We start from the raw sequence: 19,606 nt of genomic DNA on the forward strand, positions 1-19,606 counted from the left end.
TATCTAAAGGAAGTGAACGATGGATCCGTTAACGCAAGGTTTATTGGGTGCAGCTTTGCCACTGGCGGTGAGCAACAAGCGAAACCTTGCAGTTGTTGGCGTGTTGGGCGTGGTCTCTGGGATGGCTCCGGATTTAGATGTGCTAATCCGTTCTTCAACTGATCCTTTGCTGTATTTGGAATACCATCGCCAATTTACTCACTCGCTCTTGTTTATCCCGTTTGGTAGTTTCATTTGTGCTTTGTTGTTGTATCCATTGTTCGCAAAAAAGCGAGGACTAAGCTTCCGGCAGAGTTGGTTTTACTGCGCGCTTGGTTATAGTACCCATGCGTTATTAGACGCATGCACCAGTTATGGAACACAGCTTCTATGGCCGATAAGCAACACGCGTTATGCTTGGAACACTATTTCGGTAATCGACCCCGCGTTCACACTCCCTATTTTAATATTGCTTTTGTTTGTTGCACTGAAGCGAAGCCCAAACTATGCCCGCATTGCATTTTTATGGTGCCTGGTTTACCTAAGTCTTGGAACGATACAACGAGATAGAGCAGAAGTAGCTGGTTGGGAAATCGTCAAAGAGCGACAACACAACGCTATACAATTAAAAGCCAAACCAAGTTTCAGCAATCTTTTGGTTTGGAAACTAATTTATGAAACGGAAGAGAGCTACTATGTAGATGCCGTAAGGGTGGGGCGTTCAATAAAAATTTACCCTGGCGAATCAACTCCAAAGTTAAATATAAAAGAGCAATTTCCGTGGCTAAACCCGCAATCGCAACAAGCAAGAGACATCGAACGTTTCCGTTGGTTTTCAAACGGTTTTGTAGCGACGGATCCGAATAATGAAATGCGAATTGTTGATATGCGTTATTCCATCGTACCAAACCAAATTAATGCGTTATGGGGCATCAATCTATCCCCAAAAGCCAGCGCAGACGCGCACGTTGAATACACTGCTCATCGAGGAAGTACTGCAGAAGATCGCCAAGTTTTTTTCAACATGCTTACGGATTTTGAGTGATGGTTTTACTTTGGATGTCGATGCGGTTTCGTAATAACTATTACGCAGACTGAAAGTCCTTTACTAGGGTCGGCTTGCTAGCGAAGAAAATCTTGCCAAACAGGGACTTGTACTTCCAGCCAAGAGACAAAAGCCGTTTAGCTAAGTTCTTGTTTTCAATGATTGCAACCTCAACACCTTGGTAGTGGTAAGGATTGCTTTTGATGTAGTCGATAAATGCAGTAAGCACGCCTTGCCCGCGAACGGAGGGTGCAAAGTTGACTGCTACAATAGAAAAGCGTTGGCTACCTGCTGGGCAACGGACTAAACAGTGCCCAAGAGGATGAGTAATAGTCTCAGAAAATTCAGGAAAAGGGCGAGACTCAAGCTCTTGAGAAAGCGCATCGTATCGCTGACATAGATAAGAAAATAGTTGATTCGCTTCGCTGTTCATATCGGTGCCGCTTTTGTGTTGCTTGGTTTAAAGGCATTGATGTCTCGAATATTGTAACCATAGATAGCAACACAAAACGCGGTAAACTTTTTCAGTAATGATTTCCTATTTTTGAAACCTGAATTGTTACAAGTGAAGCTGATTGGGTTTTATATGGTAGTTGTGAACGAGTGTTTCTAGTTGAAGGGAGAATACGCTGGTTACTGGAATTCCTTTGTTAAAAGGCGAGCTGCTTGGTTTAATGCCGCTCGTTTAACTGCGAGTGGCATCTTTTGTATTTCGTCACCTTGTACAGCGACGATGGGACATGATGTGGGATCTTCTATCCTAGCTCTTCATGGTCTAAATTATCTCATTAACCACTCAGAGCTAGATTCTTAGTCTCGCCAAGGCTCGCTGGACTGACACAAAAACATCGTTAAACTCCTGTTATTAAATTATTTGGTCCGCCTTTGCTTACTTTTGAACGCTTAACTAGGCGTTACTCCAAGTGCTTAAATTGCAATGCCACAAGTCGCTGATACAACTCACAGCTTTGCATTAATGATTGGTGGTTACCAACATCGACTAACTCGCCATTGTCGAGCACCGCAATTTTATCCGCATGTTGGATAGTCGAAAGACGATGAGCAATAATCAGCGTTGTGCGTCCTTTCATTAGAGCTTCAAGTGCTTGTTGAACGTGATGTTCACTTTCACTATCAAGGGCGCTGGTAGCTTCGTCTAGCAGTAAGATTTTTGGATCTTTTAGAATCGCGCGAGCAATCGCAATGCGCTGCTTTTGTCCGCCCGATAGCCTAACGCCGCGCTCGCCTAAAAAGCTGTGATAGCCTTCGGGAAGCTTCTCAATAAACTCATGGGCATGGGCTTTTTTCGCGGCTTCGATAACTTGTTCATCCGTCGCTTCAGGATTACCGTAGCGAATATTATGAAAAACATCATGGCTAAACAGCGCTGGTTGTTGTGGTACGAGCGCCATTTGGCGTCGAAGCTCGTTTGGGTCGAACTGTCGAATATCTTCACCACCAAACAACACTTGCCCTTGCTGTGGGTCATAAAATCGTTGCAGCAGTTCGAATAGTGTTGTTTTACCTGCACCAGAAGGGCCGACTAACGCCAGTACTTTTCCTTGTTCAGCGGTTAGATTTAATTCTTTGATTGCTGGTTGATTTGGGCGAGAAGGGTAGTTGAAACTCACCGAATTAAAGTTAACCTCAGCAGGCATGTCGGAACGGACAGGCAAATAGTTGTTCGGCGCTTTAATATCGCTGTCTACTTGAAGGATCTCAATCAGCCGTTCGGTAGCACCTGCGGCTCTTTGCAATTCACCCATGACTTCGGAAATGGTTGCAGTCGATGAGGCAACCATAATGGCATAAAACACAAATGCGGCTAGGTCACCCGCAGACATTTTTCCGTGAATCACATCGCTGCCGCCTACCCAAAGCATGCCTGAAATCGCGCTGAACACAATCACAATAACGCCTGATATTAGGATCGCGCGCTGTTTTACTCTCTGTCTGCCTACTTCATAAGCTTTTTCCACCTCGACAGCAAAAGCCGCTCGTTCATGCGACTCTGAGCTAAAACTTTGCACGGTTTTAATATGTTCTATCGCTTCTCCAGCGTAGCTTCCGACATCGGCCATTGAATCCTGACTTTTGCGAGAGAGCGCACGCACTCGTCGTCCATAAAACAAAATCGGAACCAGAACCAAAGGCACAGAAGCAAGCACAATCAGCGTGAGCTTAACGTTAGTGGCAAACAACATTATGATGGCCCCAAAGCACATCAAAGCGCTACGCATCGCCATCGAGAACGATGAACCAATAATGCTTTGCAGCAATGTGGTATCGGTAGTCAGGCGCGACATTATGTCGCCGCTACTGTTAGTCTCAAAATAGCTCGGATGCAGCGTAATCACATGGTTAAACACCGCAAGGCGAATATCCGCACTAACGCGCTCACCTACGGAAGAGACAAGGTAAAAGCGAAAGAAAGTCCCAATGGCAATACACAATGTGACACCGACAATAAACTGAATCGCATTGGTAAGCTCTTGCAATGATTGCTGAGCAAAGCCTTGATCGATAAGAATGCGCACGCCGTAGCCGACGGATAGCGTTAGGCTGGCTGTTGCGATTAGGGCAACTAAGGCAGCAGCAACACGCCATTTATAAGGTGAAACAAAGGTGTTGAGTTTAAGAAGAATGCTGAGATTTTTGTTATTTTTTCTGCTCATGAGTGACTCACAAAGCGTTTTAGGTACCTGGCATAGTAAGCCAGTTTGGTTGGTGAGACCAGCGAACTACCGCTTTCGGATCAGGAAATTAACTGGGATAACCAATATCGCATGTATATCGAAAATCACTTAAACGTCGAAGAGACTAGAATCCGCTTTTAGTTCGGAGGGTGTTACGCACGGCTTTTGGCGAGTAGCAGGTCGACTTTTCCTTTGGCTGTTTTACTGACCGTTTGCATCAACTTAAAACTTGGTTTTTCGATGCCTGAGTTTTCTATCCCTTCGACCATTAAGAGCCAAAGCTTGGCTGTCATTTGCGCATCGGCTAGTGCTCGGTGGAAAACACCGTCGTTGTCGATATTTTTATAGCGAACAAGTTCACCTAGCTTATGTGATGGGGCTTCTTGAATGAGCCGTCTTGCCACTAGTAAGGAGCAAGCAAACTCACCCGAATAACCACAGTTGATTCGTTCAAGCTCCGCATCTAAAAATCGTTTATCGAAGGACGCGTTGTGAGCGATAAGGTTTTCGCCTGCAATGAACTCACTAAATGACGCCATTACCTCTTCGCAGCTTGGTGCCGATCGCAACATATTGTTGGTAATGCCGGTGTAGTTCTCAATGAAAGAACTCACTCTGAAACCGGGATTCATGAGTTGCTGAAAACTATCGACAACCTCGCCATCGACTAACTTTACTGCACCAATTTCTATTGCGCGATCACCTAAAGTAGGAGAGAGACCTGTGGTTTCAAAGTCGAGTACGACCACAGAGTTTGCTTGAGGCATAAAATTTTCCAGCTGAGTAATATTGCGCAAGAGTATTATCGAAAGCGACAGAAAAAGAAAGGCGAACGCAATGGTGAATATCTGTTTATCTTTACTCCACAAAGTCAGTGTTCGTCGTCCATTGTTTATGGACAGGTACGTTCTGGCTTACCCATCGTGGCTTGCGCATTAGCCTTATATCTCAAATGTTTTTCGGCCTTTTGATTCATTTCAATTAAGCATTAAATTTCGATATAAAATACTGATTATAAATTGATTTTATAAATCAACTTCGGCATCATTCACTGCTTGATTTTGAGAATGAACATCTTCACGGCGAAAAATTATAACAACTATAATACGAGGCTAGGGTACCAATGAAAAATCACTATTTAGATATACCTGAAGAAAGAAAATTGCGTATTTTTCGTGAAGAAGATGAAAATTTTTGCAGCTTCTGGGAAAGAATGCTTGATGAAAAACAATCTTTTTATCAGCAACCTCTCAAAAGAATGAAAGGCGACGCTTGGTATTCGCTTGATTCATTCTTCACTGCTTCAAAATACGGACAACATCAGGCCTCGCCAGCTTATATAAAAAGAGCGCTTGAGTTACTGAATAACGTGTACTTGCTGGCCAATCATTCAGACAAAGTGGTTGAATTCTCCGTTGGGCACCGACATTTTTCGGAAGTAGGTAACCGTTCTATTGCAGGGGGAACGATGGATGCTTGGTTGGATGAAATCTGTTTAGCGATGGCCGCGAGAGATTGGCGCTGCGTAGAGCTGATGACCATCATGGATGAGTCGTTAGTGCGTTTAAAAGATCCATTCGATGTTGCGCTAGTCGAGTTCGTTAACGGTGTATTTAGCAATTCATCAGCGTTACCAGAGTTATTGCAAACTGTGATGGAGAAATCCTCCCCGCAATACTTAGAATCAACCAGAGTGCCATATGTACACTCTTTGTTTATTCCATTTGTGAATGTGTTTGTTGCCATTATCGATGGCGATGAGGCACATTATCAAGAGGCACTGAGGGATGCGTTAGAGGCGCATTACCAGTTCTACATAAATGAAGATGTTCGCTATTCGCCAAAAGGAAATGTTTCTCTGAAACTGATTGGTCTTGCTGCATTGGCATACGATAAGTATGGCTGGACAATTCCAGAAACCGCATATTTGCCAAAGTGGCTCGTTTACGGTGAGCATGATCTCTGTTCTAAATAAATCATTAGTAGAACACCTTATGTAGTGTCTGCGGCAATGCCGTTCGATGAAAGGTTGGCGCAGCTGCGGGCTCTGTTTGAGCGAACAAAACAAATCTACAAGATCATTGGGCTTTGTTGCGTAATTCGATGGAACTAAATCAGGAAGTTACGATCTGATCGGCTACATCAGTTAATCATCGTAGCCTTATGCCGAAACCTTGTTACAAAACAACTAACTGGACACAGGCGGCTTTTCGATTCATTTCAATTAAGTATTGCTTTTCGATATAAGATACTGATTATAAATTGATTTCATAAAACAACTTCGGCATCATTCAATGCTTGATTTTGAGGATGATTATCATCACGGCAAAAATTAGAACAACTTATAATGCGAGGCTAGGGAACGATGGAACCAATGAAAAATCACTATTTAGAGATACCTGAAGAAAGAAAATTGCGTATTTTTCGTGAAGAAGACGAACGTTTCTATAGTTTTTGGGAAAAAATGCTTGATGAAAAACAATCTTTTTATCAGCAACCTCTTAAAAGAATGAAAGGCGATGCTTGGGATTCGCTTGAGGCATTCTTCACCGCTTCCGAATTCGGACAACATCAGGCCTCGCCAGCTTACATAAAAAGGGCGCTTGAGTTACTGAATAACGTGTACTTGCTGGCCAATCATTCAGAGCAAGTTGTTGAATTCTTCGTTGGGCACCGACATTTTTCGGAAGTAGGTAACCGTTCTGTTGCAGGGGGAACGATGGATGCTTGGTTGGATGAAATCTGTTTAACGATGGCCGCGAGAGATTGGCGCGGCGTAGAGCTGATGACCATCATGGATGAGTCGTTAGTGCGTTTAAAAGATCCATTCGATGTTGCGCTAGTCGAGTTCGTTAACGGTGTATTTAGCAATTCATCAGCGTTACCTGAGTTATTGCAAACTGTGATGGAGAAATCTTCTCCGCAATACTTAGAATCAACCAGAGTGCCCTATGTACATTCTTTGTTTATTCCATTTGTGAATGTGTTTGTTGCCATTATCGATGGCGATGAGGCGCATTATCAAGAAGCACTGAGAGATGCGTTAGAGGCGCATTACCAGTTCTACATGAATGAAGATGTTCGTTATTCGCCAAAAGGGAATGTTTCTTTGAAACTGATTGGTCTTGCTGCATTGGCATACGATAAGTATGGCTGGACAATTCCAGAAACCGCATATTTGCCGAAATGGCTCGTTTACGGTGAACAGGATCTTTGTTCTAAATAAATCATTAATAGAACACCTTATGTAGTGTCTGCAGCAATGCCGTTCGGCAGCACCTCGAGCAAACATGTTGCACCTTATCCTGCCATTTAGCTGCGAAGAGTTGAAAGAACTCCAACACACGTTTGCCACGGAAAAGGGCATTTGGTTTGGTAACCCGCAAGTCACGGCACATCCAAATCAATCGATTGTTGAATGGTATATTGGTGACTACCTGCTCAATCTTGGTGATGACGAATTAAGGTCGTTTTTCAATCAGTTACTCGGTAAGAAGGCATAAACTTATCAATATGCGAGCTTACTAACACGCCATACGCGACACTTCATGTATTCTTAATTGAAGCGAAGAAGAGGATTTATCAATGTCAAAAAGCTCCAAACTTCACAATGAAGACAAACTGGTTAAGAAGGCACTAGAGATTGGTGGGAAGATGGCGAAGCTACAAGGCTTTGACCTTCCTCAGTCACCACAACCTCTAAGAGTAAAAGCGATTTACCTATTCTTGGTTGATGCCAAACAGATCACCCCATTACCGGAAAGCAAGCTAGACGGCGCAAGCATCAAACACCGACTGGCAGTCTGGATACACAGTGCATTGCCAGACAACGACCCTCTAAAGTAGAAAACCTCATAAGTCATATAGGTCATTAATTAACAAGGCGAGGCAAATGGTTCGCCTTGTTTGATCTTGGCGAGTGCACCGAGGTCTTCTAATGTTTCGTTATCATTGATTTACAAAACAGCATCAAAAGGGCTAAAGATAAAGCCAGAGAAGCGCTACAATGCTCGCGTTGCAAGAGTGCAACCAAGAATACTCATTTACAGAAGCCTTGAAGTAACCATACATGTCTAAAGATTTCGAATTCACTACAGAATACACACTCGACAAGCCATTTTTTGCTGAGTGTTATGATCAAACTAGCCAGCCAGTTAAGTTCCCGCAAGCGTATTTGAAAGGGATCCTCTTTCTAATTTTTGGTGTGGTTTTATTGGAGTTTGAACTGCTACCTAACGGTTACGTCGGTTGGTTCTTTATCGTATTGAGTGTGATTGAAGCGTGCAGCGTTTACTTCAAAAGAACTTGGTGGCTGTGGCGTCAAACCATCAGCTCAAGCCGCGGCAGTAAAGTGGTGTTTGAAGTGAATGCAGATGGCGTGCGCTACAAAAGCGGTAAAGTTGACCGCAGCCTCGCTTGGAATGAAATCGACCAACTCGAACAAACTGATTTGGGCTTTATCCTTCACCTTGGTAAACAACGCCAATACATCAGCAAATCTTGCTTAAACGAAGAAGTGATCGCGTTTATGGTAGAGCAGCACGCGGCATCAAAAGCGAGCTAACCAGCTCATATCAAGCTGGAATGAGCGTTCTAAAAAGTAGGTGATATATGATCGAACATTGTAGCAAGTATATCGTCGGTTCTGAATCAATTGGGTTTGATGTAGAAAGCTAATAAGGCTTAGAGGTTTCTCTTTCGGACATACTGCTTCGGTGTCATGCGCGCAATCTGCTTACACTCTCTAGTCATGTGTGCTTGATCGGAAAAGCCTTGCTCCAGCGCCAATTCCGATAAAGTAAGATCGGGTTGCGCTCGGAGTTGCTCTAAAGTGTGCTTCACTCGTTTAATGCGTTGGTAATGTTTAGGAGTAATCCCCAACCATTTCTGAAAATTGCGCTCTCTCTGGCGCTGACTGATGGTCCCTGTAGGTTGTTCAATAATGTGGCCGACATACTGCGGTTCATATTCCTCAATCAGTGTTTGAACCCAGCGATATAACGTAGAAATCCTTGCATATGCCGAACGAGCTGTTTGCAGAGACTCAAATGTTGCTAGTGCAGAAGAAGCCAAAGGGTGGTCGTCTTGAATCCGCAATAGCTGTTCTAGACGTTTACCAAATAGTTGATAACCAACAGCAGGATGAAAGCGTACGCCAGTCATCACCGCGCCTGGCGGTAGGCAGACCTGATGTGCCAGAATGCTTATAGGCAGTAGGACAACCCCCGGCGTCTGCCACTCACCATCTATTTGTACTTCATTCTGTAAAATGAATACCACACCTGTACCAGCATCACTGAGTAATTGTTTACGTACGGTTTGCGTCGTATCAGGTTTGACGGATGCTGACCAAATGGCTTGAACATAGCCAGCTAAAGCCTTTTGAGGTTTTAAAATATCAAATTCTAAGTTCAAATGAATCATCCTATTTAACCTCAACTTAAATGAGAAAGTGATACACATGTACTTTTCATCCTATTAAGTTGAGGTATAAGCAGTGGCTTACAAGTAAGAACCGTCAAATAGAATTATCGAGGTTTATAGACTCCAACCTTTGGCTTAAATGCCTTAACTATTCGGTTCCAACTATTGATCGCGTTGATCGCAATTGTTAGGTTGACCATAGCTTCTTCTCCAAAGGTATTCAAGGTCAGCTGATAGCTATCATCATCTACTGGTAGGCCAGCAGTTAGTAATTCAGCCCAACCTAGTGCAACGTGTTCTGCATCGCTGTAGAATGGCATATCTTTCCATGCACTAAGCCCCCATATGCGTTCCGGCTTTTCACCTAACTTAAGCGCATCTTTACTATGCATGTCGATACAAAATGCACATTGATTGATTTGCGATATGCGTAACTTAACCAGTTCCCATATGATCATGTTCATAGTTTCTGATTGGCTAAATTGTTCATGGAAGTAAGCTTCCTGAGCGTATAGGATTTCTATTGCTTTTGGCGCTACTTCAATATAGTTGAGTCGTTTTTTCATGGTCATTCTCCTCTGTTTTTTACATAGTAAAAAACGCTCTTAGCAAAAGATTGAAGATTTTCGACATGCACTCAATAAAGTTAGATAAAAGAGTGAACGACGAAAGCGAAAAGTGTACCTATTGGAAACCAAGAAAACTTATGCCAATTAACAAAGTATTGCTCTAAATAATGCGACTTAAGGTTGGCGTCTATTTTTACTCCACCACCTTCCGTAAACGAGCAAAAGGTGCTGAGTTACCTATATACACGCCAGCCGCAACGATAAAGACGCCTAAAACATTTTCCCATTGAGCCTGCTCACCAGAAATGAACGAAATCAGTAGAGTGAATACCGGCATAATATTAAATAATGGAGACATTTTATCTGGACCAAGAACGATAGCACCTTTCATCCAAAAGTAATAAGCGATCAAAGTGCCAAACAGGCTCATGTACGCTATTAGTGATAGGTCTTTAAATGTTATGGCATTTAAGCTACGGCTAAAGTCGCCGTGGTACATCGCTATAGCGACCATTTGAATGGCACCAATACTTAACACCCAACGTAACTGCTGAGTTACTGGGATATGAGATGTTAAACGCTTCGCTAGAATTGTGTATAAACACCCACTAATTAAAGCAAATAACATGTATAGATCACCAATATTACTATTGCTGCTAATAGAATGAATATTTCCCCCTGTAATGACGATTACCACTCCACAAAAACTGATTAGTGCACCTAAAATAGTTTTAACCGAAATGGAAGTTTTGAGAATAAAGCCCGACAACAAGATAGTGACAAGTGGTAGATTTGCCTGAACAACCGCTGCGTTAACTGGGGTAGTAAAGCTCATTGCAGAGAAAATAGAGAAGTTTTGGATAGTTACACCCACGGTTGCTATAACAAACAACGACAACATACTTTTTCGTGTGAGTTTGGCTCCATATGGAGAGCGTTTAGTTCCTCTTATCAGTAAGAGTATTAAAGCTGCAACGGAAAATCGTAACGTCGCTGAATCCAAAGGAGAGACATCGCTATTAATAGCCTTTATTACGTTAAAGTTACTAGACCAAAAAAAGATAGCGACAACAACACCGCACCAAATTGATAAATGCTTAGACATAGATCTTCCTGATAAAAATTAACTTGACGCGATAATGCTATATATTTCATATTTGATTTTTAATAGCCAAATTTAAGAGGGTTAATCCCAAATATGGAACGTCACTCTTTGGATGACCTTTTGTTATTCGTTTCTGTTGCTCGCTATCAAAGCCTAACACAAGCATCTGAGCGTCTTAATGTCCCGTTAGCCACGCTAAGCCGGAAGTTAAAAAGGCTGGAAATAAACTTAAATTGCAGACTATTTAACCGCAGTGCACACCACTTTGCGTTAACAACTGATGGCGAAAAATATTATCAACTCTGTGAGCCGTTACTTCTTAGCTTAAATAATGTGACATCGAGAATTGCGACTGAGCGTCAGTCTTTAAGCGGAACGATCAAAATATCAGCGCCAATTAACATGACACAGATGTGGTTAAAGCGGTGCGTTTATGAATTTGCAGAGCAACATCCGAAGATATGTATCGATTTAGATGTACAGAATGAAAAAATCAATCTTGTATCTAACCGTGTCGATGTTAGTTTTCGTCTTGGTGATCTTATTGAACAAGACTGGATTGCTCAGAAATTATGGTCGATTCCATTTGCGCTTTGTGCATCACGAAGCTATTTAGAACAACACCAACCGATTACCCATCCAGAACAACTTGTTCATCATCGCCTAATTACGGTAAACAACGACAGCCAATGGAAATTAGTTAATCAAATCACCAATGAAACATTTGATCATCCGCTAAAGTTTCAATTCACTTCAAATGATGTACTGCTAGTTAGAGACGCCGTCATCCATGGTTTAGGAATTGCGTGGATTCCAACCTATTACTTTCATGAGCTAAATCATGATCAACATAACCTGCTGCCTTTGTTGCCAGAATGGCAATGCTCGGGTAAAGAAGTATTCATTATGTATCGAGACCGCGATAAAAGGCCTGCAAGAGTTGATGCATTTATTGAACATGTCTTAAATTGGAAAAATCGCATTCAAATGTTTGCTTGAAAGAGGTTTATCACATTGTGCTGTGCCGGTAACCTCAATTGAAGCTTCATGACTCTGCTTCAATTGAGTTCATTTATTTAACCTCTAAAAGAATCATGAATACATAGGCAGTTAATGGGATTCGAGTTTACAAGTGATTCGGTCAGCTAAAACTAAAGCTAAGTAGAAAGTATTTGCAGTTGTATTTGCGTCTGAAAATCGTTTAGAGCTTTCTCATCCGCGAGGTTCTATAAGAAATTATTAAGGATATATTTGTGTGTGATTTCGTGAAAAAAATTATTGTAGGTTTACTTTTCAGTGCTTCGTCTTTTGCTTCCTTAAGTCAATATGTTCCAGCAATGAATGATAAGAACGGTTATGTAGAACCATTTCAGATGTTTGATAATGTCTATTATGTAGGAGACAAGTGGGTCTCATCATATGCCATTGCTACAGACGACGGACTTGTTATCATTGATACGCTTGACTTCCCTTACTCTGAGTGGATACCTATCAACCTAGAGAAGCTAGGGCTAAAAGATAAGCCAATAACGCACATATTGGTAACTCATGGGCATTCTGACCACGTTGGAGGCGCCCAGTTACTTCAAGAGAAGTATGGTTCCAAAGTCGTGATGACCAAAAGCGCTCATGAACTATCTATACAGCAATCAAACAAAAGCGAAGGTGAGAACAAGTTCCTTCCTCCAAATTTAGACATAGAGATAAAAAGCGATAGCTCTATGGCTATTGGTGGACATGAGTTTAAGTTCTATCTCACACCTGGCCACACGGAAGGTGATTATTCCTTAGACTTCACTGTTGAAGATAATGGCGAACAATATCGTGCTTTTATCGTTGGTGGGCATAGCGTAAGTAGCAATGATCCAGAAGTTATTGGCCAGTTCCTGACTAGCATGGAGAAAATTAGAAAAATTTCACTACAGGCACCTATTGTGAACGTTAACCTTTCGAACCATCCACATAAAAATTTCCTTTTTGAAAATAGGAAGAAGCTCGGCACAAGCGGTAACCCGTTTATCAGTGAGGCAAACTTCTTCATGTTCCTTAAGCAACAAGAAGATTTAGCTAAGGGAAAACTAGAAGAACTATAATACCGTGGTATACGAGCAGCCTTCTTTATTAGGTTAGAGATTTGCTCTTGAGTTATAGCTAAGGCTTTAATAAGTTGCTCAATCAAGATTCGACACTGGTGGCAGCTATATTGTTTGTAGGTTCTAGTGGCAAAGGCGCCGTGCGTAAGCATTCGTATTGTGTGCCTTACACATTTGCAAGGCGTTATGTGCTTTCTAGAAAAGTCTCAAAATAGAGTACAATTAGCGTTTTGACACAGCGGAAATCATCATGGCCAAAACTGTTCAGCAGCAAATCGGAAACATTGCTCTAGTCGTTGAAAATTACGACGATGCTATCGAATTCTATACTCAAAAACTTCAATTCACTCTGGTTGAAGATACCAACCTAGGTGGTGGTAAACGCTGGGTTCAAGTTTCTCCTCCAAACTCCAATGGTACAAACCTACTTTTAGCTCAAGCGAGTACACCGGAGCAAACGCATGCAGTAGGAAATCAAACAGGTGGTCGTGTTTTCCTGTTTCTGCAAACTAATGATTTTTGGCGTGACTACGAGTTGATGAAGAAAAATGGTGTTGTATTTAATGAAGAGCCTCGTGTGGAAGAATACGGGACAGTGGTGGTGTTCCAAGATCTCTATGGTAATAAATGGGACTTACTGCAACTGAACTAGAAACTACATAGCACCTGCATAGCATAGTGTTCATGAGGAGTTTCCAACAAGCCTTTAAGGCTCTGAGATATTAGTGCTAATTCAAAGGTTCTCAGAAGTTACTGTATTTCTAAATCACTTTTGTGCAAACAATAACTAGCCATCATTCCTTCTCGATGTATCAACAAGTGTTAGGGCGGCACACCAAAAACAAAAAGGCGAACCAAACGGTTCGCCTTTGTCGATTTAGAGACTACAAAAATTAATCTTCGTAGTTATCGATGCTTGGGCATGAACAGATTAGGTTACGGTCGCCGTATACGTTATCTACGCGGTTTACCGTTGGCCAGTACTTCCAAGATTTGGTCGCTTTAGACGGGAAGCAGCCAATCTCGCGAGAGTAAGGGCGGTCCCAATCTTCAGCTGAAAGATCAACTTGTGTGTGTGGCGCGTTAACAAGTGGGTTGTTATCCAGTGGCCATTCACCGTTTTTCACTTTCTCCATTTCTTCGCGGATAGCGATCATCGCATCACAGAAGCGGTCCAGCTCTTCTAGATCTTCCGATTCCGTTGGCTCAACCATTAGCGTGCCCGCTACAGGGAACGACATAGTTGGCGCGTGGAAACCGTAGTCCATTAGACGCTTCGCGATGTCTTCTTCGCTGATACCTGTTTCTTCTTTCAGCGGACGAATGTCGATAATACATTCGTGCGCTACGCGGCCATTTTTGCCACGGTAAAGAACAGGGTAGTGTTGGCGAAGTGTTTCCATCACGTAGTTTGCGTTCAGAATTGCTACTTTTGTTGCATCTGTTAGGCCAGGTTCGCCCATCATTGCGATGTAAGCCCAAGAGATAGGTAGGATAGAAGCGCTACCCATATCTGCTGCTGATACTGCGAAATCTGCGCCTTCTACACCGTCTTCAATATGCCCTGGTAAGAAAGGAGCTAGGTGAGATTTCACACCGATAGGACCCATACCCGGACCGCCACCACCGTGCGGGATGCAGAAGGTTTTGTGTAGGTTTAGGTGAGAAACGTCTGAACCGATGAAGCCTGGTGATGTTAGACCAACCTGCGCGTTCATGTTAGCGCCGTCTAGGTAAACCTGACCGCCAGCGGCATGAACCATTTCACACACTTCTTTCACTTTCTCTTCGTAAACGCCGTGCGTAGAAGGGTAAGTGATCATAATGCTTGATAGGTTGTCTTTGTGTTTCTCGATTTTCGCTGCTAGGTCGTCGATGTCGATGTTGCCTTCTTCATCACACTTAACCACAACCACTTTCATTGACACCATAGATGCTGTTGCAGGGTTAGTACCGTGCGCAGAGCTTGGGATCAAACATACGTTGCGGTGACCTTCGCCACGGCTTTCGTGGTAGCGTTGAATCGCGATAAGACCTGCGTACTCACCCGATGCACCAGAGTTTGGTTGTAGTGAGAATGCGTCATAGCCAGTGATTTCACATAGCTTTTCTTTAAGATCTTTTGCGAGTGCTGCGTAACCAGCTGCTTGTTCTGCTGGTGCGAACGGGTGGATCGAACCAAACTCAGGCCAAGTTACTGGAATCATCTCCGCTGCTGCGTTCAGCTTCATCGTACAGCTGCCCAGTGGGATCATGCCGTGCGTGAGTGAGAAGTCTTTGTTCTCTAGCTGTTTTAGGTAACGCATCATCTGTGTTTCGCTGTGGTGCGTGTTAAACACAGGGTGTGTTAGATATTCTGTTGTGCGGCGCAATGCTTCTGGAATGGCTGCAAACTCGTTGCCTGCGATTTCAGTTGATAGTGCTGCGACTTCTTCTTTCACACCGAATACTGCGAATAGGGCTTCTACATCTGCCACGGTTGTGGTTTCGTCGAAGCTCACACCTAGCTGAGTACCCAACTTACGTAGGTTGATGTCTGCGGCTAGTGCTTTCGCGTATAGGTCTTCAGTTTGTGCACCTGTGTTGATAGTGATGGTGTCGAAGAAGCTGTTGTGAGCAAGCTCGAAGCCGCCTTTAGTTAGGCCAGCGGCTAGGATGGCTGTCATGTGGTGCGTACGACGAGCAATCGTGCGTAGACCTTCTGCGCCGTGGTAAACCGCGTAGAAAGACGCCATGTTCGCTAGCAGTGCTTGAGCAGTACAGATGTTTGATGTCGCTTTTTCACGACGGATGTGCTGTTCACGCGTTTGCATTGCCATACGCAGTGCTTGGTTACCGTTGGTATCGATAGAAACACCGATAACGCGACCAGGCATTGTACGCTTGTGCTTATCACGCGTTGCCATGAAAGCAGCGTGTGGACCGCCGTAACCCATCGGCACGCCAAAACGTTGTGCTGAACCGATTGCTACGTCTGCGCCCATTTCACCCGCAGGTTTCAGTAGGGCAGAAGCCAATAGGTCAGTCGCTACGGTTACTAGCGTTTTGTTCGCTTGTGCTTTTGCGATGATGTCCGTTAGGTCACGAACTTCACCTGTTGTGCCTGGGTATTGAACTAGTGCGCCGAATACGTCTTGCTCTGGTAGTGATTCTAGAGAACCAACTAGGACTTCAAAGCCGATGAATTTCGCACGAGTTTTTACCACTTCGATGGTTTGTGGGTGAACGTCGTCAGCAACGAAGAATACGTTGCTCTTGCTTTTACCCGCACGCTTACAAAGTGTCATCGCTTCTGCTGCTGCCGTTGCTTCATCGAGCAATGACGCGTTCGCGATTTCCATACCAGTAAGATCCATCACCATTTGTTGGTAGTTTAGAAGTGCTTCTAAACGACCTTGTGAGATCTCTGGTTGGTAAGGGGTGTAAGCAGTGTACCAGCCCGGGTTTTCCATCACGTTGCGTAGAATCACGTTCGGCGTGAAGGTGTTGTAGTAACCCTGACCAATGAATGTACGTTTAACTTGGTTCTGATCGGCGAACTTACGCATTGCTGCCAGCATGTCTGCTTCGCTTTTCGCTTCTGCCAAGCTCATTGGTTGCTCTAGGCGAATTTGTGCTGGTACGGTTTCGTCGATAAGCGAATCTAGGCTAACTGCGTTGATCGCTTCCAACATTTTCTGTTGGTCAGATTTGTTTGGTCCATTGTGGCGAGCAACGAACTCGTTTTGTGTGCTGAGGCTTTGAAGTAATTCAGTCATTGTCCTTTACCTACTCCTTGGTTCGGGTAACGGATTTGCGTTACTGATAAATTAAATTATACGTCCGAACCTAGAAAAAAAGCTGTTCTCTAAACAGGCTAGGGAACAGCTTTCGTCACATCCTAATTACTCTTCTTCGATAGAGTTTAGGTATTCGTCTGCGTCTTTCAGGTTATCTAGTTCAGATACATCAGACATCTTCACTTTTACGATCCAGCCACCTTCGTACGGCTCTTCGTTAATTAGCTCTGGGCTGTCTTCTAGTTCTTCATTGATTTCTACGATTTCACCAGTGATTGGTGCGTAGATGTCTGACGCTGCTTTTACAGATTCAACGAGAGAGAAGCTTTCACCTGCTTCAACTTCGTCTTCTACGTCTGGTAGGTCAACGAATACCACGTCACCTAGCATTTCTTGTGCATGCTCAGAAATACCAATTGTTACTGTGCCGTCACCGTTGTCACGTACCCACTCGTGGCTATCTGCAAACTTCAGTGTTTTGTCCATTGCTTAATCTCCGAATAACTTGTCAGGAATTATTATGATTTTAAAAAATCGTTTACTGGTATAGAGGAAAGCGACTGCAAAGTTCTTTTACTTCTTTGCGAACGCGTTTTTCAACTTCTGCGTCACCTTCAGGGTTGTTCACTAAACCGTCCAGTACGTCACCAATCCAATTACCGATGAGTTTGAATTCTTCAGCGCCAAAGCCGCGGCTTGTACCCGCAGGCGTTCCTAAACGGATGCCCGATGTAATCATAGGCTTCTCTGTATCGAATGGGATGCCATTTTTGTTACATGTGATCCCAGCACGCTCTAGAGCTTCTTCTGCTTTATTGCCTTTCAACCCTTTCGGACGAAGGTCAACCAGCATTAGGTGCGTGTCTGTGCCACCAGTTACGATGTCGCAACCGCGAGTTTGCAATACTTCCGCTAGGACTTTTGCGTTATTGATCACCGAATCAATATAAGTTTTAAATTCAGGGCCAAGCGCTTCACCAAATGCGACCGCTTTGGCTGCGATAACGTGCATCAGTGGGCCACCTTGTAGGCCAGGGAATACGGCTGAGTTGATTTTCTTAATGATGTCTTCGTGGTTAGTAAGAATCATACCGCCGCGAGGGCCACGCAATGTTTTGTGTGTTGTAGTCGTAACAACGTGTGCGTGTGGCAGTGGGCTAGGGTGCGCGCCTGTTGCGATAAGACCGGCGATGTGTGCCATGTCGACCATAAGAATTGCATTTACTTCGTCTGCGATTTCACGGAATTTTGCAAAGTCGATAGTACGTGGAATAGCGCTACCACCTGCGATGATCATTTTAGGTTGGTGCTCAAGTGCTAGCTCACGAACATCTTCGTAGTTGATTTCCAGTGTTTCGCGATCAACACCGTATTGAACTGCATTAAACCATTTACCAGAAAGTGCAGGGCGTGCACCGTGCGTCAGGTGACCACCTGCGTCTAAAGACATACCAAGAATGGTGTCACCAGGTTGAAGCAGTGCTAGTTTTACTGCGCCGTTTGCTTGTGCGCCTGAGTGTGGTTGAACGTTTGCGTATTCACAATTGAAAAGTTTTTTTGCGCGTTCGATAGCAATGGCTTCCACTGTATCTACGTGCTCACAACCACCATAGTAACGACGACCTGGGTAGCCTTCAGCGTATTTGTTTGTTAGGCATGTGCCTTGAGCTTGCATTACCGCTTTAGAAACAATGTTCTCAGAAGCGATAAGTTCGATTTGTTCGTTTTGGCGAGCGGATTCCGCTTGAATTCCAGCAAAGACAGCATCATCTGTCGCAGAGAGGTTGGTAGAGAAAAAGTTTTCCAAGCTGTGGTTAGGGTAACTCTTATTCATGGTAGTTGACCTTCCAAATCTGAAAATGAACCCGCAATAGATGAGTTATGATTTGCGGTTGTGGTTCATTTGTCCTCAAAAACAGCTGAACTGCGTAGCAGAACAGAGTGAACATCCGGCCCTAAATTTGGGCAAAAACTCCGTTGGATTGCGTGTTTCCTTTACCAATCTCTTACGGAAATATGCATCTCTACATCTAACAAGTTGGTAACATAGCGCCTGTGACGGGAACAATCAACCAAAAATTTCCTATAGGAAACAAGATTTCAAAATTTGTTAACAAGAGCACGGTTTAATTCACTTGGTGGACTTCTATCCACTATGTGCTTCATGCACAATGCGAGTAAGACAAAAAATATGGATATCTATAGAGGGATTTATGGCAGAAAGTATTTACGATGAATACCCATCGATGACGTTGGCAAAAGAGCAACATGACCAAAATATCGAGCCGTTAAAACTGGGCCAGCGTATTAAGGATATCCGCTCGAAACTCGGTATCACATTAGAAGAGGCCAGTCAGCGAACCGGGCTTGCTCGATCTACACTGAGCAAAATAGAAAATGAGCAGATCTCCCCGACGTTTCAAGCGATGCAAAAATTGGCACTTGGCTTACAAATTGACATGCCACAACTATTTGAACCACCTAGAAAAAAGGTAGCGACAGGGCGTAGGGATGTTACCAAGAAGAATGAAGGTAAACCACACCCAACACAAACTTATGAACATGAACTGCTCGCGACACAACTTTCCAATAAGAAAATGATGCCGTTTAAGAGCCAAATTCGAGCTCGTAGTTTTGATGAATATAAAGACTGGGTTCGTCATGATGGCGAAGAATTTCTGCTTATCTTATCTGGTGAGGTCATGTTCTATTCTGAGTTTTACGAACCTGTTGTTTTAAGCGAGGGAGACAGCGTTTATTACGATGCAAATATGGGACATATGTTGACCAGTGTTAGCGAGGAAGATGCGCTCATTTTGTGGGTGACAGCCAAATAGTGATAAATACTTGTAAATTTCCTATAGTGAAAGCAAACGATTGCTGTTGGTGGTCGTTATGATGAAAAGGCGCTTTTTT

The 19,606-nt window shown here is 43.5% G+C and carries 18 protein-coding genes and 2 pseudogenes; 11 read left to right on the forward strand and 9 right to left on the reverse strand.

Annotated elements, in window-relative coordinates:
* The first annotated feature begins 19 nt into the window (after positions 1-19).
* Complete coding sequence (locus KJB35_RS19260; protein ID WP_262639931.1) at positions 20-1,024, forward strand: metal-dependent hydrolase; 1,005 nt, start codon at positions 20-22, stop codon at positions 1,022-1,024.
* 40 nt (positions 1,025-1,064) lie between these two features.
* Here KJB35_RS19260 and KJB35_RS19265 read toward each other — a convergent pair whose 3' ends face one another.
* From KJB35_RS19265 to KJB35_RS19275, 3 genes are all read right to left on the reverse strand, one after another.
* On the reverse strand, positions 1,065-1,457 hold the full coding sequence (locus tag KJB35_RS19265; protein ID WP_053307648.1) for a hypothetical protein: 393 nt from the start codon (positions 1,455-1,457) through the stop codon (positions 1,065-1,067).
* A 481-nt stretch (positions 1,458-1,938) separates the two neighbouring features.
* Positions 1,939-3,699, reverse strand: a complete 1,761-nt coding sequence (locus KJB35_RS19270; RefSeq protein ID WP_213907687.1) for an ABC transporter ATP-binding protein/permease — start codon at positions 3,697-3,699, stop codon at positions 1,939-1,941.
* Positions 3,700-3,872: 173 nt separating this feature from the next.
* Positions 3,873-4,487 carry a PolC-type DNA polymerase III gene (locus KJB35_RS19275; protein ID WP_213907686.1) on the reverse strand — a complete coding sequence of 205 codons (615 nt, stop codon included), beginning with the start codon at positions 4,485-4,487 and terminating at the stop codon, positions 3,873-3,875.
* Between the two features lie 356 nt (positions 4,488-4,843).
* On the opposite strand from KJB35_RS19275, the gene KJB35_RS19280 reads away from it, so the two are divergent.
* The 6 genes and pseudogenes from KJB35_RS19280 to KJB35_RS19300 all read left to right on the forward strand — a co-directional run bounded on the left by KJB35_RS19280 (position 4,844) and on the right by KJB35_RS19300 (position 8,284).
* A complete protein-coding gene (locus tag KJB35_RS19280; protein ID WP_285356585.1) occupies positions 4,844-5,695 on the forward strand; it encodes an immunity 49 family protein in 852 nt (283 codons plus the stop codon).
* Positions 5,696-5,803, forward strand: a pseudogene (locus KJB35_RS28445) (threonine aldolase); the annotation flags it as partial. It lies immediately after the preceding gene.
* A gap of 282 nt (positions 5,804-6,085) precedes the next feature.
* Positions 6,086-6,946, forward strand: a complete 861-nt coding sequence (locus KJB35_RS19285) for an immunity 49 family protein (protein ID WP_285356583.1) — start codon at positions 6,086-6,088, stop codon at positions 6,944-6,946.
* A 52-nt stretch (positions 6,947-6,998) separates the two neighbouring features.
* Positions 6,999-7,223 (forward strand): annotated as a pseudogene (locus tag KJB35_RS19290) (Low-specificity L-threonine aldolase); the annotation flags it as partial.
* Between the two features lie 82 nt (positions 7,224-7,305).
* Positions 7,306-7,566, forward strand: a complete 261-nt coding sequence (locus tag KJB35_RS19295) for a DUF5062 family protein (RefSeq protein ID WP_005376453.1) — start codon at positions 7,306-7,308, stop codon at positions 7,564-7,566.
* Between the two features lie 223 nt (positions 7,567-7,789).
* Positions 7,790-8,284, forward strand: a complete 495-nt coding sequence (locus tag KJB35_RS19300; RefSeq protein ID WP_005388773.1) for a YcxB family protein — start codon at positions 7,790-7,792, stop codon at positions 8,282-8,284.
* Between the two features lie 119 nt (positions 8,285-8,403).
* On the opposite strand, the gene KJB35_RS19305 is transcribed toward KJB35_RS19300, so the two are convergent.
* From KJB35_RS19305 to KJB35_RS19315, 3 genes are all read right to left on the reverse strand, one after another.
* Positions 8,404-9,144, reverse strand: coding sequence for a helix-turn-helix domain-containing protein (locus tag KJB35_RS19305; RefSeq protein ID WP_213907022.1), 741 nt, complete (start codon positions 9,142-9,144; stop codon positions 8,404-8,406).
* Positions 9,145-9,248: 104 nt separating this feature from the next.
* Positions 9,249-9,710, reverse strand: a complete 462-nt coding sequence (locus KJB35_RS19310; protein ID WP_047104117.1) for a carboxymuconolactone decarboxylase family protein — start codon at positions 9,708-9,710, stop codon at positions 9,249-9,251.
* 196 nt (positions 9,711-9,906) lie between these two features.
* Entirely contained in the window at positions 9,907-10,818 is a 912-nt protein-coding gene (locus tag KJB35_RS19315) for a DMT family transporter (protein ID WP_047104114.1), read from the reverse strand.
* Positions 10,819-10,911: 93 nt separating this feature from the next.
* Between KJB35_RS19315 and KJB35_RS19320 the strand changes: the two genes are divergently transcribed.
* The 3 genes from KJB35_RS19320 (at position 10,912) to KJB35_RS19330 (ending at position 13,563) form a co-directional block, all read left to right on the forward strand.
* Positions 10,912-11,817: a LysR family transcriptional regulator gene (locus KJB35_RS19320; protein ID WP_033906526.1), complete on the forward strand. Its 906-nt coding sequence runs from the start codon at positions 10,912-10,914 to the stop codon at positions 11,815-11,817.
* 266 nt (positions 11,818-12,083) lie between these two features.
* Positions 12,084-12,911, forward strand: a complete 828-nt coding sequence (locus tag KJB35_RS19325) for an MBL fold metallo-hydrolase (RefSeq protein WP_225452537.1) — start codon at positions 12,084-12,086, stop codon at positions 12,909-12,911.
* A 250-nt stretch (positions 12,912-13,161) separates the two neighbouring features.
* Complete coding sequence (locus KJB35_RS19330) at positions 13,162-13,563, forward strand: VOC family protein (protein ID WP_005388788.1); 402 nt, start codon at positions 13,162-13,164, stop codon at positions 13,561-13,563.
* A 241-nt stretch (positions 13,564-13,804) separates the two neighbouring features.
* Here KJB35_RS19330 and gcvP read toward each other — a convergent pair whose 3' ends face one another.
* The 3 genes from gcvP to KJB35_RS19345 form a co-directional block, all read right to left on the reverse strand.
* Positions 13,805-16,669, reverse strand: a complete 2,865-nt coding sequence (gcvP, locus tag KJB35_RS19335; protein WP_285356575.1) for an aminomethyl-transferring glycine dehydrogenase — start codon at positions 16,667-16,669, stop codon at positions 13,805-13,807.
* Between the two features lie 126 nt (positions 16,670-16,795).
* Entirely contained in the window at positions 16,796-17,176 is a 381-nt protein-coding gene (gene gcvH, locus KJB35_RS19340) for a glycine cleavage system protein GcvH (RefSeq protein ID WP_005376432.1), read from the reverse strand.
* Positions 17,177-17,228: 52 nt separating this feature from the next.
* The gene (locus KJB35_RS19345; protein ID WP_005376430.1) at positions 17,229-18,524 is read right to left on the reverse strand and encodes a serine hydroxymethyltransferase; all 1,296 of its coding nucleotides are present in this window, start codon (positions 18,522-18,524) and stop codon (positions 17,229-17,231) included.
* 379 nt (positions 18,525-18,903) lie between these two features.
* Here KJB35_RS19345 and KJB35_RS19350 point away from each other — a divergent pair, with 379 nt between their 5' ends.
* Positions 18,904-19,527: a helix-turn-helix domain-containing protein gene (locus KJB35_RS19350; protein WP_005376429.1), complete on the forward strand. Its 624-nt coding sequence runs from the start codon at positions 18,904-18,906 to the stop codon at positions 19,525-19,527.
* Positions 19,528-19,606 lie beyond the last annotated feature (79 nt).

The sequence above is a fragment of the Vibrio sp. D431a genome (genome assembly GCF_030248655.1).
GTDB classification, from domain to species: Bacteria; Pseudomonadota; Gammaproteobacteria; order Enterobacterales; family Vibrionaceae; genus Vibrio; species Vibrio alginolyticus.